The organism is Bacillota bacterium, from assembly GCA_012842395.1.
In the GTDB taxonomy this organism is placed as follows: Bacteria; Bacillota; SHA-98; order UBA4971; family UBA4971; genus UBA6256.
This window is the reverse complement of the sequence record DUSX01000035.1, coordinates 20,636-35,682: the sequence shown is the minus strand read 5'-3', so window position 1 is coordinate 35,682 and position 15,047 is coordinate 20,636. Positions and strand designations below refer to the sequence as shown.

The 15,047-nt window shown below is 62.9% G+C and carries 17 protein-coding genes; all 17 read left to right on the top strand.

The window, feature by feature from the left end:
* Positions 1-12: 12 nt before the first annotated feature.
* Entirely contained in the window at positions 13-423 is a 411-nt protein-coding gene (locus GX515_12135; GenBank protein ID HHY33744.1) for a flagellar hook capping protein, read from the top strand.
* Between the two features lie 63 nt (positions 424-486).
* On the top strand, positions 487-873 hold the full coding sequence (locus GX515_12130) for a flagellar protein (GenBank protein ID HHY33743.1): 387 nt from the start codon (positions 487-489) through the stop codon (positions 871-873).
* 97 nt (positions 874-970) lie between these two features.
* Positions 971-2,365, top strand: coding sequence for a flagellar hook protein FlgE (locus tag GX515_12125; GenBank protein HHY33742.1), 1,395 nt, complete (start codon positions 971-973; stop codon positions 2,363-2,365).
* Between the two features lie 212 nt (positions 2,366-2,577).
* A complete protein-coding gene (locus tag GX515_12120) occupies positions 2,578-2,799 on the top strand; it encodes a flagellar FlbD family protein (protein HHY33741.1) in 222 nt (73 codons plus the stop codon).
* Positions 2,800-2,968: 169 nt separating this feature from the next.
* Positions 2,969-3,817, top strand: coding sequence for a motility protein A (locus GX515_12115; protein HHY33740.1), 849 nt, complete (start codon positions 2,969-2,971; stop codon positions 3,815-3,817).
* Entirely contained in the window at positions 3,814-4,575 is a 762-nt protein-coding gene (locus GX515_12110) for an OmpA family protein (GenBank protein ID HHY33739.1), read from the top strand. The genes GX515_12115 and GX515_12110 overlap by 4 nt, the downstream gene beginning before the upstream one ends.
* A gap of 2 nt (positions 4,576-4,577) precedes the next feature.
* The gene (locus GX515_12105) at positions 4,578-5,327 is read left to right on the top strand and encodes a flagellar basal body-associated FliL family protein (GenBank protein HHY33738.1); all 750 of its coding nucleotides are present in this window, start codon (positions 4,578-4,580) and stop codon (positions 5,325-5,327) included.
* A gap of 31 nt (positions 5,328-5,358) precedes the next feature.
* Positions 5,359-6,354 carry a flagellar motor switch protein FliM gene (fliM, locus tag GX515_12100; GenBank protein HHY33737.1) on the top strand — a complete coding sequence of 332 codons (996 nt, stop codon included), beginning with the start codon at positions 5,359-5,361 and terminating at the stop codon, positions 6,352-6,354.
* The gene (gene fliN, locus GX515_12095) at positions 6,354-6,896 is read left to right on the top strand and encodes a flagellar motor switch protein FliN (GenBank protein ID HHY33736.1); all 543 of its coding nucleotides are present in this window, start codon (positions 6,354-6,356) and stop codon (positions 6,894-6,896) included. The genes fliM and fliN overlap by 1 nt, the downstream gene beginning before the upstream one ends.
* A gap of 40 nt (positions 6,897-6,936) precedes the next feature.
* Positions 6,937-7,356 carry a FliO/MopB family protein gene (locus GX515_12090; GenBank protein ID HHY33735.1) on the top strand — a complete coding sequence of 140 codons (420 nt, stop codon included), beginning with the start codon at positions 6,937-6,939 and terminating at the stop codon, positions 7,354-7,356.
* A gap of 169 nt (positions 7,357-7,525) precedes the next feature.
* Positions 7,526-8,335, top strand: coding sequence for a flagellar type III secretion system pore protein FliP (fliP, locus tag GX515_12085; protein ID HHY33734.1), 810 nt, complete (start codon positions 7,526-7,528; stop codon positions 8,333-8,335).
* A gap of 35 nt (positions 8,336-8,370) precedes the next feature.
* Positions 8,371-8,640: a flagellar biosynthesis protein FliQ gene (gene fliQ / locus GX515_12080; GenBank protein HHY33733.1), complete on the top strand. Its 270-nt coding sequence runs from the start codon at positions 8,371-8,373 to the stop codon at positions 8,638-8,640.
* A gap of 111 nt (positions 8,641-8,751) precedes the next feature.
* Positions 8,752-9,531, top strand: a complete 780-nt coding sequence (gene fliR, locus GX515_12075; GenBank protein ID HHY33732.1) for a flagellar type III secretion system protein FliR — start codon at positions 8,752-8,754, stop codon at positions 9,529-9,531.
* A 3-nt stretch (positions 9,532-9,534) separates the two neighbouring features.
* Complete coding sequence (flhB, locus tag GX515_12070; GenBank protein ID HHY33731.1) at positions 9,535-10,614, top strand: flagellar biosynthesis protein FlhB; 1,080 nt, start codon at positions 9,535-9,537, stop codon at positions 10,612-10,614.
* 39 nt (positions 10,615-10,653) lie between these two features.
* Complete coding sequence (gene flhA / locus GX515_12065) at positions 10,654-12,735, top strand: flagellar biosynthesis protein FlhA (GenBank protein HHY33730.1); 2,082 nt, start codon at positions 10,654-10,656, stop codon at positions 12,733-12,735.
* Positions 12,725-14,095 carry a flagellar biosynthesis protein FlhF gene (gene flhF, locus GX515_12060; GenBank protein HHY33729.1) on the top strand — a complete coding sequence of 457 codons (1,371 nt, stop codon included), beginning with the start codon at positions 12,725-12,727 and terminating at the stop codon, positions 14,093-14,095. Before flhA ends, flhF begins: the two co-directional genes overlap by 11 nt.
* Position 14,096: 1 nt before the next feature.
* Positions 14,097-15,023: a MinD/ParA family protein gene (locus GX515_12055; GenBank protein ID HHY33728.1), complete on the top strand. Its 927-nt coding sequence runs from the start codon at positions 14,097-14,099 to the stop codon at positions 15,021-15,023.
* Positions 15,024-15,047 lie beyond the last annotated feature (24 nt).

Below are 15,047 nucleotides of genomic sequence, written 5' to 3'. Positions count from 1 at the left end.
GGAGGGTTTCTGATGAACGTTGCAGCTACATCCAGTACGCGTGCGTACGACACCACTACACAGACCTCTTCGGACGAGGCCACCCGGACCGAGCTGGGGAAGGACGCGTTCCTGAAGCTGCTCCTCACCGAGCTGCGTTATCAAGACGCGTTCCAGCCGGTGGACGACAAGGAGATGGTGGCCCAGATGGCGCAGTTCTCCACGCTGGAACAGATGGAGAACCTGAGCGCCGCCATGGAGGGCCTCGCGAAGATGCAGCACGCCACGCAGGCCACGGCACTCATCGGCCGAAAGGTGACCGCCACGGTGGACGACGAGGTCGTCACGGGCACGGTCTCCGGCGTGAAGTTCGAGGACGGCGTGGCGTACCTCGTTGTCGAAGGGAAGGAAGTCCTCGTCACCGACGTTACGGAGATATCGTAAACGCGGGAGACGTTGCCTCGAGGAGTGGTTGCTTTGGTTGAGAGGATACCGCCCGAGTTCCAGGTGCGCTCCGGAGCGACAGCGCCCGCCGGGGGCGTCGGGGGTGCCGGGAGCGTTCGGAACGAGGCAATTCGAGACGCGGGTACGGCCGCGGCCCCGTCCTTCGGAGAGGTCCTCCGGAAGGAGATCGAAGGGCAGGGCGTGAGGTTCTCCGGCCACGCTCAGATGCGCATGAGAACGAGGAACATCTCGCTTTCCGAGGCTGACATGGCGAAGCTCGCCCAGGCGGTGGACAGGGCTTCGGCCAAAGGTGCAAGGGAGTCGCTCATCCTCATGGACAATCTCGCCCTCGTCGTGAGCATCAGGAATCGGACCGTCATCACGGCGGTGGACGGCGAGCACATCAAGGAGAACGTCTTCACCAACATTGATAGTGCGGTGATAGTGTGAAGCCAAAGACCGCGCCATGGGGCTGGACCTCTTCCGAGGGGGCCCCGGGCCGCCGGCGACACTGGCGGCCACAGAAGGAAGGAGGTCAAGTGAGACAATGCTACGGTCCATGTTTGCCGGAGTATCCGGCTCAAGGGCGCATCAAGTCTGGATGGATGTGATAGGCGACAACATCGCCAACATCAACACCCCCGGCTATAAAGCCGGGAGGGTGACGTTCCACGAGCTTCTGGTGCAGACGATTCGCGGCGGTGGCGCGCCGGTCAAGGGAGGAAGGGGTGGCATAAACCCTATGCAGGTTGGCCTCGGGACAAGCCTCAGGAGCATAGATACCTGGCACACTCAGGGCAACATCCAGGTGACCGAGGTGCCAAGTGACCTTGCCATAGACGGGATCGGGTTTTTCGTCTTAAGCGATGGGCTCAGGACTTACTTCACGCGCGACGGCAGCTTCCAAATAGGCGCTGACGGCGTGCTGGTAAGCCCGGCAACGGGCTACAGGGTGCAGGGGAAGCCGGTTGACCCCGCTACCGGGGAGATCGACAGCACCCAACCACCGACCGATATCAAGATTCTCATAGGCCAGGTCATGGAGGCTGCAGCGACCAAGAACGCGATTCTGCGCGGGAACCTTGATTCCCAGGCAGATCCCTATGCTTATGATCCCACCACTGGGGCCGAGACCGGTGGGAAATTCTCGGGACTGCTCCAGGTGTACGACTCGCTCGGGCTCTTGCACAAGCTGCCTATCACCTTCAAGAAGCTCGACCCCAATGTGGATCCTGCCACAGGTGCTCCTGGCGACCCCGATGATTCCAGTGACGATATTGGCGAGCGTGCCTGGAAGTGGGAGGTAATGGACCCTCTCATTCCGGACGGCCAGAACAAGATAGTAGGCGAAGGTTACCTGATCTTCACGAATACCGGTAAGTTCGATCCTGCTGCAACTGAAGCGGCGTGTGCCAAATACAACGCAGGACGTCCGGAAGATCAGTGGTATGACTACCCGCCTCAGTTCGACATCATGCCGACCGACGGGTCGGCTCCTCAGCGGGTCAGCCTTGATCTCGAAAGCCTGACGCAATACGCGGAGCCTTCGTCGGTGTCCATGAGCTTCCAGGACGGCTTCCCTGCCGGGACTCTCGAGACCTTCGCCGTGGACGCGGACGGGATAATCACGGGCATCTACTCTAACGGTCAGTATCGGACGTTGGCGCAGATCGTGCTCGCGAACTTCGCGAACCCTGGCGGCCTCCTTCGGATGGGTGGAGGGTTCTACCAGGTATCGCCTAACTCGGGCGCTCCGATAATCGGCGAGCCGATGAAGGACGGCAAGGGCAAGATCATCGGCGGCGCGGTGGAGATGTCCAACGTCGACCTTGCAAAGCAGTTTACCGACATGATCATCTCGCAGCGCGGTTTCCAGGCGAACTCGAGGGTGATCACCACAGCGGACGAGATGTTGCAGGATCTCTTGAGTCTCAAGCGTTAACACGGGTTGAGGCGGGCCCGCCCGGCTCCTCCGCCTCCGGCCCTTAACCAGGGCTTTATGGGACACGGTGCGGGGCGGGCCCACGGGCCGCCTTGTTCGGGCGTGGGTGATTCGCGTTCTGCTCTTGGTTTTGAGCAAGCGGCCTCGTATGAGCGGAGGACTGGACGGCAGATCCGAAGACAGCACTCGCGAGAGGAAAGGCGGCGCTTGCGATGATTAGGGTACACCGGCTAGACGGCTCGGAACTCGTGGTTAACGCGGACCTCATAGAAACGGTGGAGGCGACGCCCGACACCATCATCACGCTCACAACGGGCAAGAAGCTTGTCGTGAAGGACGCCGTGGACGATGTGGTGACGGCGGTGGTCGGGTATAAAAGAGCGATCGCGCTCGGGCCCCAGGCTCCCGCCTCCGGCGCGGAGCAGGCCACGTAGGCGCGGAAAGGGTCGGCAAAGCGTCAGCCGGGAGCCTGGATTCCGGCGCGACGACGCGCCCATGGACGTGGACGTCTTGTGCCAGGGCGCTCAGGAGTAGAGCGAGCGAGGCATGCATCACTAGAACGGCACCGTCACACGAGTGCCATGCGAGTTGCGGGGGCGTAACATGGACCTTGCCACTTTCATTGGGATCATTGCGGGATTCACGCTCGTCGTCACCGCCATCCAGATGGGGGGGTCGATCCGAAGCTTCATCGACATCCCATCGGTGATGATCACCATCGGCGGGAGCGTCTGCGCAACGTTCATAAACTTCAGGTTGGACGACATCAAAAACGTGCTGCGCGTCACTAAGATCGCGTTCACGCGGCGTCCATCGGAGCTTACGGCCACGATCATGCAGATCATATCCCTCGCCGAACTTGCACGGCGCGAGGGTCTCCTCGCGCTCGACAACAACCTCGACAAGGTCAAGGACGACTTCTTAAGGCACGGTCTGCAGCTCGTGGTGGACGGCGTGGATGCCGCGGTGATACGGGAGATCCTCGAGGCCGATCTCGACGCCATCGAGGAGCGCCACAAGATGGGACGCAAGTTGTTCGACCAGATGGCGCTATTCGCGCCCGCGTTCGGCATGATCGGGACCCTGATAGGACTCATCCAGATGCTCCGGAACATAAACGACCCGAGCTCCATCGGTCCCGGGATGGCTGTAGCCCTCGTTACCACGTTCTATGGGGCGATCCTCGCTTATCTCGTATTCATTCCCCTCTCGGGGAAGCTCGGGGTTCGGGCGTCCGAGGAGGCATTCGAGAAGCAGATCCTCATCGAGGGCATCCTAGCGATCCAGTCAGGAGACAACCCGAGGATCGTTGAGGAGAAGCTCAGAGCGTTCCTGCCTCCCGCAACTAGAGCGAAAGTAGTTTACAAGAAAGGGTCGCACGCAACTGCGGCGGCGGGCGCCGCGGGAGCGGAGGCCGCGGCGGGCAAGGAAACAGCTGGTGCGAAGACATGAGACGCAGGAGATCCGATGATGACGGGCCCTCAGGGTCCCCGCCGTGGATAACATCATATGCCGATATGACCCAGTTGCTGCTGACTTTCTTCATCTTGCTGTTCGCGTTCTCGTCCATCGACGCGATCAAGTTCCGGCAGGCGGTCATATCGCTTCAGGGTGCACTCGGCGTGCTCACCGGGGGACCGCAGGTCCTGAACCCGGGTGAGATGCCGGTCCCGAAGCCCCCGAGCGACCTCCGACCGTCGGGAAAGTCAGAGGTCGAGCTAGAAGGGGTCATGCAGGAGCTTGAGTCGTTTCTCGAGGATCAGGCGTTGACAGACGATGTGCATCTGGAGGTCACGGAACGGGGTCTCGTGGTAAGCTTCATGGACAAGGTCCTTTTCGACCTCGGCCAGGCAGACCTACGCCCCGAGGCGAGGCGCGTTCTTTCGGAAGTGGCGGTGATCTTGCGCAAGATCCCGAACGATATCAGGATCGAGGGACACACATGTGACCTGCCGATACGCACCGAAAGATTCCCGTCGAACTGGGAGCTCTCGACTTCGAGGGCGTGCACGGTCCTGAGGTATTTCATTGAGACAGCGGGCCTCGCTCCTGAAAGGTTTACCGCGATGGGGTACGGCGAATACCGGCCGAAGGTACCCAACACAAGCGAGGCCAACAGGGCGCTTAACCGCAGAGTGGACATAGTCATCTTGAAGGAAAAGGAGAAGTTACTGGGTCCGAATGAGTCGAGCAAAGAACAGGGGGATTGAGCTTGCCTACAGGTATCGCGAACTATCAGAGGTCCGGGCCGAGCCGAGCCGTAACTACGAGCGCGCCGAGCCGCACGCCCACCGCTCCCACCGGGAAGGTCGTCGTTGGAGAGGCGAGCCCGGAGGGGGGGAGGTACGCGGTGCGAGGCCAGGCTGGGGTCCCCGCGTCCGGACCACAACCGCCGGTGAGAGAGGGTTGGGAGGTTCCAGAGAGGCCCGGGGGCACGTTATCGGCACGCGACCTTCGCGCCATGCAGGACCAACAGCGGAGGGTAGCCGGCCGGAGGCGCAGGGTCTCCCCGCTTCTGGTGGTAGCCGTCCTGGCTTTCTGTCTTGCAGCGGCCGGGGGCGCGATCTTCTACACCTGGAGTCTGCGCGGGCAGGCGGCGACAGGTGCTGGAGAGGCAACCACCTCGGAGTCGGCTGCGACCAAGCCGGGCCCGACGTATTCGTTCGAGCCTTTCATAGTCAACGTGGCGGGCACGAACGGCACGCGGTATCTTAAGGCCTCCATCAGCGTCGAGTGCGCTGACAAGAAGGTCAGCACCGAGATCGGGGCGGTGGAGTACAAAGTTCGCGACGCCATCCTTGCGGTGCTGTCTTCGTACAGCCTCGAGGACCTTAGCGATGTTTCGAAAAGGGATGCGATACGCCGCCGCGTGGCCGATGCCATAGAAAAGGCGCTTTCGGGCGACGGCTTGAAGCCGCCCCGTGTGAGGGGCGTGTACTTCCTGGAGTTTGTTATCCAGTAGCTTCGGCAACCCGAGATGCGGGGGCGGGAACTTGGACGAGATCCTTTCGCAAGAAGAGATAAACGCGCTGCTTTCATCGTTCGCCAAGCAGGAAGAGCAGCCGGCCGTGAAAAGTGAAGGTCGCAGGGCGAAGCAGGTAAGACCATACGATTTCCGCCGACCCGACAAGCTCTCCAAGGACCAGCTTCGCACCATCGAGATAATCCACGAGACCTTCGCCCGGTCGCTTTCGACGTGGATGTCCACGTACCTGAGGTTTCCGGTGCGGGTCAGCCTGGCGTCGTGCGAACAGCTGTCCTTCGATGAGTTTTCGTCGTCCTTGCCGAGTCCCGGCGTGATCGCGGTTTTCAATGTAAGCCCGCCGGACGGCGAGGCCATCCTGGCGTTCGATCCCCTGCTGGCCTTCGCGATCCTTGATAGGGTGCTTGGGGGACCCGGGCAGGCGAAGGGTAAGCCGCGCGAGCTTACCGACATCGAGCAACGGCTCATGCAGGACCTTGCAGGCAGGGTCCTGGACATCCTGGCGCGGTCCTGGGCTGACGTAATCGCCTTTTCGACGCGGCTGGAGAATATCGTCGCAAGCGCGCAGTTCGCTCAAGTCACGGCTGAGACCGAGACCGTCGCGGCCGTGTCACTCCAGGTCGCCTTAGGGGACGTTGATGGAAACGTGACTCTATGCCTGCCGTACCCCGTGCTCCAGCCAGTGTTGCCAAGGCTCGTGGCGACGCGGTGGTTCAAGAAACAAGTCGGACGGGGCACGGAAGCCGCATCCGCTGAAGCTATCCGCCAGCGTCTTGCGACGGTGCAGGTGCCCGTGACTGTTGAGCTGGGCCAAGCCACCATTTTCGTGGGCGACTTCCTCGACCTCGCGCCGGGAGATATCATAAGGCTTGACTCCAGGCGCGGCGAGGATCTCCTGGTGCGTGTGGGCGGCGGAGCCAAGTTCCTCGCGCGGCCTGGGGTGATCGGCAAGAGGCTCGCTTTTCAGGTATCGCGCGTGCTTCACGACAGGGGAGGGACATTGTGATGACCGACGATCTCTTCGATGAGGACCTCGGCGTCCCATCTGACCCGGGCGCATCAGGGCCTATAGAGGCGGCGGATGCGGGAAACGTTGGCACGATATCCGGAAATGACGCCGAAAGCGGGGAAGGCAGCGCCCGGACAGGGCCTGACCCCGGTCCCGGTGGTGTCGCAGGCGCCAGGGCGTCGGGTTCCGGTGCCGAGGATGGCAAGCGCAGTCTGGAAAGGGCTTTTGAAAAGGCGGAGTTCGCGCCGTTCGGGGAGAAGTCACGCCAGGCAGGACACAGCAACATTGATCTGCTGCTTGACGTGCCTCTCCCGATCACGGTGGAGCTGGGCAGGACTACCATGACCATACGAGACGTCCTCGACCTTGGCCCCGGCTCCGTGGTGGAGCTCGACAGGGCGGCCGGTGAACCCGTGGACATCCTGGTCAATGGGAAGCTGGTCGCGAAAGGCGAGGTTGTGGTCATCGACGAGAACTTCGGTGTCCGCGTGGTGGACATCGTGGCCCCTGCGGATAGGCTGAGCAGCTCGAAGAGCTGAGATGGCTGAGTGGATCGCCTGAAAGGGGATGGCGGCGGCAGTGAACCCGATCGTTCTGGGAATCCGGCTCGTGGTAGGCCTTGCTGTGGTCATCGCGCTCATATACCTTACCGGGCTGGTTCTGCGCTCTCTGCAACAGCGACGAGTGGGCGTGCGCGGCCGTCCGGCTATGGAGCTGCGGGAGTCTTTGCCGCTCGGGCCCGGCAGGGGTCTGCACCTCGTGCGGCTCGGCGAGAGGTTCTTCGTGCTCGGTGCCACAGGCTCGCAAATCTCGGTGGTGGCGGAGATTGACGCGCGATCGTTGGGAAGCAGGGAGGACGGAGGTCGAAAGGACCGCGGGTCGCAGGTGGAGTCCAAGGAGGGGCGGAGGTTCAACGAGATTCTCGAAGCTTACACGCGTCGTTTCGAAGGCGCAAGATCTCGAGGAGAGGGCCCGGATGACCAAGGCGTCGATTTGTAGCAAAACACGTACCGAAAGCCTCCAGGGCGAGGGTGACGTTCGCGGGAGACGGCGCGCGCACTGCCACGGTTCGGCATGCGACAGACGTTGCCGGTCGCGTCGCCAGAGCGGCGTGGCGGTGCTGAGTAGGAGCGCCGCGGCCAAGAAGGGAGCGTCGGCATTCATCGTGATGCTGGGCGTGGCGCTGGGTGCCGTTGTCACGCTCATTGCGGGTGGCGGATGCGTGTCATCCGGTGAAGAGACGGTCCAGGCCGCAGAGGCGCCCGTGGCTCCGGTGCCTTCGGTCGACGTCGGAGGCCTCATGCCGCTCCCGCGAATCGACATCGGAGTCGAGCCCGCGACGAGCCCGAAAGACGTGTCCAGTTCTCTTCAGATCCTCATCCTGTTGACGGTGCTTACTCTCGCGCCGGCCATTCTCATCATGTTCACCTCGTTCACGAGGATCGTCATTGTCCTTTCATTCGTCAGGAGCGCCTTGGGCTCGCAGCAGGTGCCGCCGAACCAAGTCCTCATCGGCCTTGCGCTCTTCCTTACGTTTTTCGTCATGGCGCCCGCGCTGGGGACCGCGAACGAGCAAGCGCTTCAGCCTTATCTTCGCGGCGAGATCTCGCAGCAGGTTGCGCTCGACCGGGCGGCGGTGCCGTTCCGGGAGTTCATGCTGAAGCAAACGAGCGAGAAGGATCTCGCGCTGTTCACCGCGCTGGCCAAGGCGAAAAGGCCGGCAAACCCGTCGGAAGTGCCGATGCTCGTGCTCATACCGGCATTCACCATTAGCGAGCTCAAGACCGCGTTTGAGATCGGGTTTCTGATATACGTGCCGTTCTTAGTCATTGACATGGTGGTTGCGAGCGTCCTCATGTCCATGGGCATGTTGATGCTGCCGCCTGTGATGATCTCACTGCCCTTCAAACTGTTGCTGTTCGTGATGGTTGACGGGTGGAACTTGGTTATCGGCTCGTTGTTGCGCAGCTTCCACTGAGTGGGGAGCCGGCAAGCCTTCGGGGGTGACGGGAAATGACAGAGGGAGTCATAGCGGGGATAGGTCAGCGCGCCATATTCGTGACGCTTGAGGTGGCCGCGCCCGTGCTCGTGCTGGCGCTCGTGGCGGGCCTCATCGTGAGCGTCTTCCAAGCCGTGACGCAAATCCAGGAGATGACCTTGGCCCTCGTGCCGAAGATCCTCGCGGTCGTCGTGGCGCTCGTGGTGTTCGGCCCATGGATGATGCGCACGCTCGTCGAGTTCACGCGCGAGCTATTCACCAACCTGCCAAATTACGTGCCGTGAACGCCGCCTTTCCCCCCGTCCGCGAAGGAGCGTGGGGACGGGGGGCGAGGACAGGGAGGACGGGGCCGGAGCGCGGCCACAGCGTTTGTTTGCCTGCGGAGGTGCCTTTTTGTGAGCGTCGTCGATGCGGCCATCACCAATGTGCAAACGTATCTCCTGGTGCTCGCGAGGATAGGCGGGGTTTTCGGGTTCGCGCCTGTTTTCGGGAGCCGTAACGTGCCGCTTCAGGTAAAGGCGGGCTTATCCGCGCTGCTTGCCTTGGTGACGTTCCCGCTGGTACAAGCCCCTGCGACCGGCTACCCGGCGGACGTGGTCGCGTACGCAATATGCGTGGGCCGCGAGATCCTGGTCGGCGCGGTCATGGGCTACATAGCATCGCTCGTCATGGTGGGCGTGCAGCTCGCCGGGCAGCTCGTGGACATCCAGGTCGGTTTCGGCCTGGTAAACGTGGTGGATCCTGTGGCGAACACGCAGGTCACCGTCATGGGCCAGTTTCAGTACCTCCTTGCGATGCTGCTCTTTCTCGTGTTCAACGCCCACCACATGGTCCTGTCGGGACTCGTGGAGAGCTATGCAGTCGTGCCCATCTCGAGCTTCGCTCTCACGGCAAGACTTGAGGCCGGGGTCACGAGGCTCTTCTGCGACACCTTGGTCGTGGCTCTCAAGATCGCCGCTCCGGTCACATGCACGCTGCTTTTGACAGACCTGGTCATGGCCATGCTCGCGAGGACCGTGCCGCAGATGAACATCTTCATCGTAGGGTTCCCGCTCAAAATCGGGGTGGGGCTTCTCACACTCGTGGTTGCGTTGCCTCTATTCGTCCTGGTCGTGAGGGGCTCGTTCAGCGGCCTCGAGCGGAGCATCCTCGGGGTCTTGGGAGGTGGGAGATAAGCGATGCCACGCGACGACCGTACCGAGGCCGCAACGCCAAGAAGGCGCCAGGAGGCGCGAAAACGCGGGCAGGTGGCGAGGAGCGTCGAAGTGAACTCTGCGGCGATTCTCCTCGCAACGCTCGGAGTCCTCGGCGCGTCGGGAGGGGCCATTTATGCCGGGCTCGGAGGCTTCATGACCCAGCTGCTCGGCGACACGTTAGCACACCCGGATGTCTCCGAGGAGGGTCTCCGCGTGCTTGCGCTGAATGTCCTCGTGGCCATCGCGAAGGCCGCTGGGCCGGCTATCGCTACCGGCTTCGTGGTCGGGCTCGTTGCGAACCTGGCTCAGGTCGGGTTGGTCCTATCCTTGGATCCGCTTGCCCCGCGGCTCTCGCGGCTCGACCCGGTGGCGGGAATGGCCCGGATCTTCTCGGGGCGGGCGCTGGCGGAGCTCGTCAAATCATGCGCCAAGATAGCCATCGTCGGGTACTACGGCTACGTGACGCTGCGGCAGGAATATCCCGCGCTCGTCGCCACGGGAGCCATGGAGCCCGGCCAGATACTCGCGACCCTGGGCAACCTCGCTTTCAAGCTTGGCCTTCGTGTGGCGGTGGCGCTTGCGGTGCTGGCGGCGCTCGACTACATGTATCAAAGATGGGAGTTCGAGAAGAGCATCAGGATGACGAAACAGGAGGTAAAAGAGGAGTTGCGACAGACTGAAGGTGACCCGTTGCTGAGAGCGCGGATCCGCGCGCGGCAGCGCCAGATCGCAACGCACAGGATGATGCAGGAGGTGCCGAAGGCGGACGTCGTGGTCACGAACCCGGTGCGACTCGCTGTTGCGCTGAAGTATGACCCCGGCACCATGAAGGCACCAAAGGTCGTGGCCAAGGGCGCGAGACTGATGGCCCAGAGGATCCGCGACATCGCGGCAGCCAACGGTGTGCCGATCGTGGAGAACAAGCCCCTTGCGCAGGCGCTGTACAAGGCCGTGGACGTCGGCAAGGAGATCCCGGCGCATCTCTACAAGGCGGTCGCCGAGATTCTTGCGTACGTTTATTACCTCAACAAGAGAGCCGGGCGCGCAGGAAGCTGGAGGTGACGCTTCTAAGTGGCGGTTGGCAGGGTTGAGGGCGTGAGCATGAACAGGCTGTCGAAACACAGCGACGTGTTGGTGGCGGTGGCAGTGGTCATCATCCTCGTGATGATGATAGTGCCCGTGCCCACGTTCGTCCTTGACGTGCTTCTCACGTTCAACATCACGTTCTCACTGGTGGTGCTCTTGCTCACCATGTACACCCGCGACGCCCTTGACTTCTCTTCGTTTCCATCGCTTCTCCTCGTCGCCACCCTCTTCCGCCTTGCGCTCAACGTTTCGTCTACCAGGCTGATCCTGCTTCACGGGTATGCTGGCAGAGTCATCGAGGCGTTCGGCAATTTCGTCGTCGGCGGCAACTACGTGGTGGGCATGGTCGTCTTCATAATCCTCGTGATCATCCAGTTCGTGGTCATCACGAACGGCGCAGGCCGCGTCGCCGAAGTAGCCGCGAGGTTTACCCTGGATGCGATGCCGGGCAAGCAGATGTCCATCGATGCGGACCTCAACGCTGGCCTCATCGACGAGCAGACCGCGAGGGCCAGAAGGCGGGCGATCGAGCTCGAGGCGGACTTCTACGGCGCCATGGACGGCGCGAGCAAGTTCGTGCGGGGCGACGCCATCGCTGGCGTTATAATCACCCTCGTTAACATCATCGGCGGCATCATAATCGGCATGGTCCAGCTACGCATGCCCGTGATGCAGGCGCTTCAGACCTTCGCCCTCCTCACCGTGGGAGATGGCCTCGTGTCGCAGATCCCGGCGCTCCTCATCTCCACGGCCACAGGCATCATTGTGACCCGCGCCGCGGCGCAATCGAATTTCGGCCAGGAGGTTGCGACCCAACTCCTCGCACAACCGAGGGCCGTGGCCATCGCCGCGGGCATGCTGGTGCTGTTCGGCATGGTGCCGGGCCTTCCGAAGGTGCCGTTCTTCTTGATAGCTGCCGCGGCTGGCGCGCTTTCGTACGCGATGGCCGGCGCGGAGCGGGCGCGGGCGAAAAGCGAGGCCGAGGAGGCCGCGAAAGCACCTCCCGCACCCAAGCAGCCTGAAAACGTCATGTCTCTGCTGGCCGTGGACCCGCTCGAGCTCGAGATCGGATACGGCCTCGTTTCCCTTGCCGACGAAAGCCAGGGCGGAAACCTGCTCGAGCGGGTTACGATGGTGAGGCGTCAAGTCGCGGTGGACCTGGGGCTCGTGCTTCCCCACATCCGTATCAGAGACAACATCCAGCTCCGGCCCACGGGTTATGCCATCAAGATCCGCGGCGTGGAGGTGGCGCGCGGGGAGGTCATGATCGGGTATTACCTTGCCATGAATCCGGGGATCGTGGTGGAGCCGGTGTCAGGCATCGAGACGACCGAGCCGGCTTTTGGGCTTCCTGCGCTCTGGATATCCGAGCAGGACAAGGAAAGGGCTGAGATGGCGGGCTACACGGTGGTGGACCCGACATCCGTCATCGTGACCCACCTTACGGAGGTCATCAGGAGGCACGCCGCGGAGATCCTCAGCAGGCAGGACACGGCGAACCTCATAGATAACGTGAAGAAAACAGAGCCCGCCGTGGTCGAGGAGCTCATTCCGAACCTCATGACCGTGGGCGACGTTCAAAAGGTCCTCCAAAACCTGCTCCGGGAAGGGGTGCCTATCCGAAACGTAGCCACGATTCTCGAGGCGCTGGGCGACCACGCGCGGGAGACGCGCGATGTGGATGTCCTCACGGAACACGCGCGAGCGGCGTTGGCCCGGGTGATATGCAGGCAGTATCGTAACGCCGACGGGGAGCTCGTGGTGTCCACGGTCGACCCGGAGATCGAAGAGGAAATAGCGAGAGCCGTCGAGGGGCGCAGCACGGGTGCGGGCCTGGGCGTGGGCACGGGCGTGGGCGAGCCGCCCGCTCTTGAACCCGGGCTCGTCCAATCCGTCGCCCGAGCTGTCTCTCGTGCGGTGGAGAAGATGGCAACCGAGGGATACCAGCCGGTACTCCTTACCCGGCCAGGAGTGCGCCCGTACATAAGGAGGATCGTGGAAAGAGTGCTGCCGGACGTGGCGGTTCTGTCGTATAACGAGATCACCAGGGACCAGAAGGTTAGGTCTGTCGGGACGGTGAGCCTGAATGAGGATTAAACGGTACGTGGCCCGCACCATACAGGAGGCGCTCGACACCGTGCGCGAAGATCTCGGGCCCGATGCAGTGATACTACATACCCGGAAAGCTCGCAGGGGAAGGCTCGCGGGGCTCCTCGGCGGGGAGCGGTTTGAGGTCATCGCCGCGCTCGATGTAAATGTCCCTGAAATGGACGGGCTCGCAAGAACGAGCCGTGCAAGCGCCGGGACCGGAGCCGCCGGGCCTGGAACGTGGCAGGGAATGGGAACCGGTGCCGCGGCCCGCGCATACGCCCGTGCGGTGGCCGGGCAGAGCGACGAGGGCTGGGCGGAGCGGGCGGAGCGGGACGGTGCATTCCGCGGTGGTGGCGACCCCCAGGCCGGTGACGACCGTAGGGATGCCGGTGCAAGCTCCGCCGGGTCCGGTGCCCGTTCCCGGGTGGAGCCCGCCGCGCCCACGCAGGCCACCCCAGCCGGCGTTGCGGTTGCCGCCGCCGGGCGCGCCTACGAAAGCACGCCAGCGGCGCGCCTCGTGGAGATCCACGAACGTCTCCTGGACATGGACGTTGATCCTGATCTCGCGGAGGCACTCATTCAGGCCGCGAAGATGAAATGGCGTGAGGCACAGGTGGCGGGAAAGTCCCCGTACGAGCTTGTACAGGACCTCGTCACCGCCACGCTTCCCGTGGCGGGGGGAGTCGCGCTCGCTTCCGGGTCGCGCAAGGTAGTTGCCTTGGTCGGGCCCACAGGTGTGGGCAAGACCACGACCCTCGCCAAAATAGCGGCGCTCACCGCGCTCTTTGGGAAAAAGAAAGTGGCGTTCGTGACGGCCGACACATACAGGATAGCCGCTGTCGAACAACTCCGCACGTACGCGGAGATAATCGGGGTGCCGTGCGAGGTCGTATACACGCCTGCCGAGATGAGGCAGGCTCTCGCGGCCCACGAAGGGTGCGACCTCGTGCTCATTGACACGGCCGGGAGAAGCCCGAGGAGCGGCATGCACATGGCGGAGCTTCGGGCGTTTCTCGAAGCCGCGCAGGTGGATGAGACGCATCTCGTTCTCAGCATGACCACGAGACCACGTGACCTTCTCGACATAGTGGAGAGGTTCAGCCCGTGCGGCGTCAACAGGCTCATTTTCTCCAAGCTCGACGAGACCTCGCGGCTTGGTCCGATCCTCGGAGTGACGAGCGCAGTAAAGGTGCCGATCTCATACGTGACCTACGGGCAGAACGTGCCTGAGGACATCGAGGTGGCCGACCCCTTCAGGCTGGCCAGGTGGATCCTCGGCGGCGGAGTGGACGACGCTGAGGCGGACGGCGAAATCGCGGTGAAGACCGACGGTGGAGATAGACTCAAGGGAACGGGTGGGAGATGACATGAACGACCAGGCGAGCGGCCTTCGCAGCATTACACGGGATGGGGCGCGGAACGGGGGGCTCGTGCGCGGGAACCCGGGTTGGGACGGGGCGTATGACGACGCGGCCCCGCGGCCACGGGTCATCGCGGTCACGAGCGGCAAAGGCGGGGTCGGCAAGACGAGTATAGTGCTGAACACATCGATCGCGCTCGCTTCGGACGGCGCGAGGGTGGTCGTCCTCGACGCCGACCTGGGTCTCGGCAACATCGACGTCATGCTCGGGATCGTCCCCAGATACAACCTGGCCCACGTAGCTGCCGGCGAAGTAAGCCTTGCCGACATCGAGGTGGCGGGTCCGGCCGGGATAAGGATAATTCCGTGCGGCTCGGGAGCGACTTCCCTCCTGCGCCTGCCCGAGTCGGAGCGGGCGGTGCTCGTCTCCGCGCTTGCCGCTCTCGAGAACGAAGCGGACTTTATCATCGTCGACACGGGGGCTGGGCTTTCGTCAGGTGTGGTGGGGTTTCTCGCGGCCAGCGAGGAGATCATCGTGGTCACGACGCCCGAACCGACCTCCATAGCGGACGCATACGCCACCATCAAAGTGGTGTCCTACGAGAACCCTGCCGCGCCGGTGATGCTCATAGTGAATATGGCGAGGGACTTGCAGGATGCACAAGATGCGGCCGAGAAAATAACCCTCGTTGCCGGGAGGTTTCTCTCGGTGGATCTCAAGCTGCTGGGATTCGTGCCGCGCGACCCGCTCGTAGCTAAGGCGGTGATGCAGCAGGCGCCGTTCGTGGTGAGATATCCGTCAAGCCCTGCCTCACGAGCCGTCGGCGAGATAGCGGAGAGGCTTATGGCGAGGCGTCTGGACGGCGCATCGATCCGGGGCTTCGCCGGTCACGGTCTTGCGGGATTCCTCGGGAGGATCGCCGCGCGTTCGTGAGCTTTGCCCGCCGCGCGACGGCAC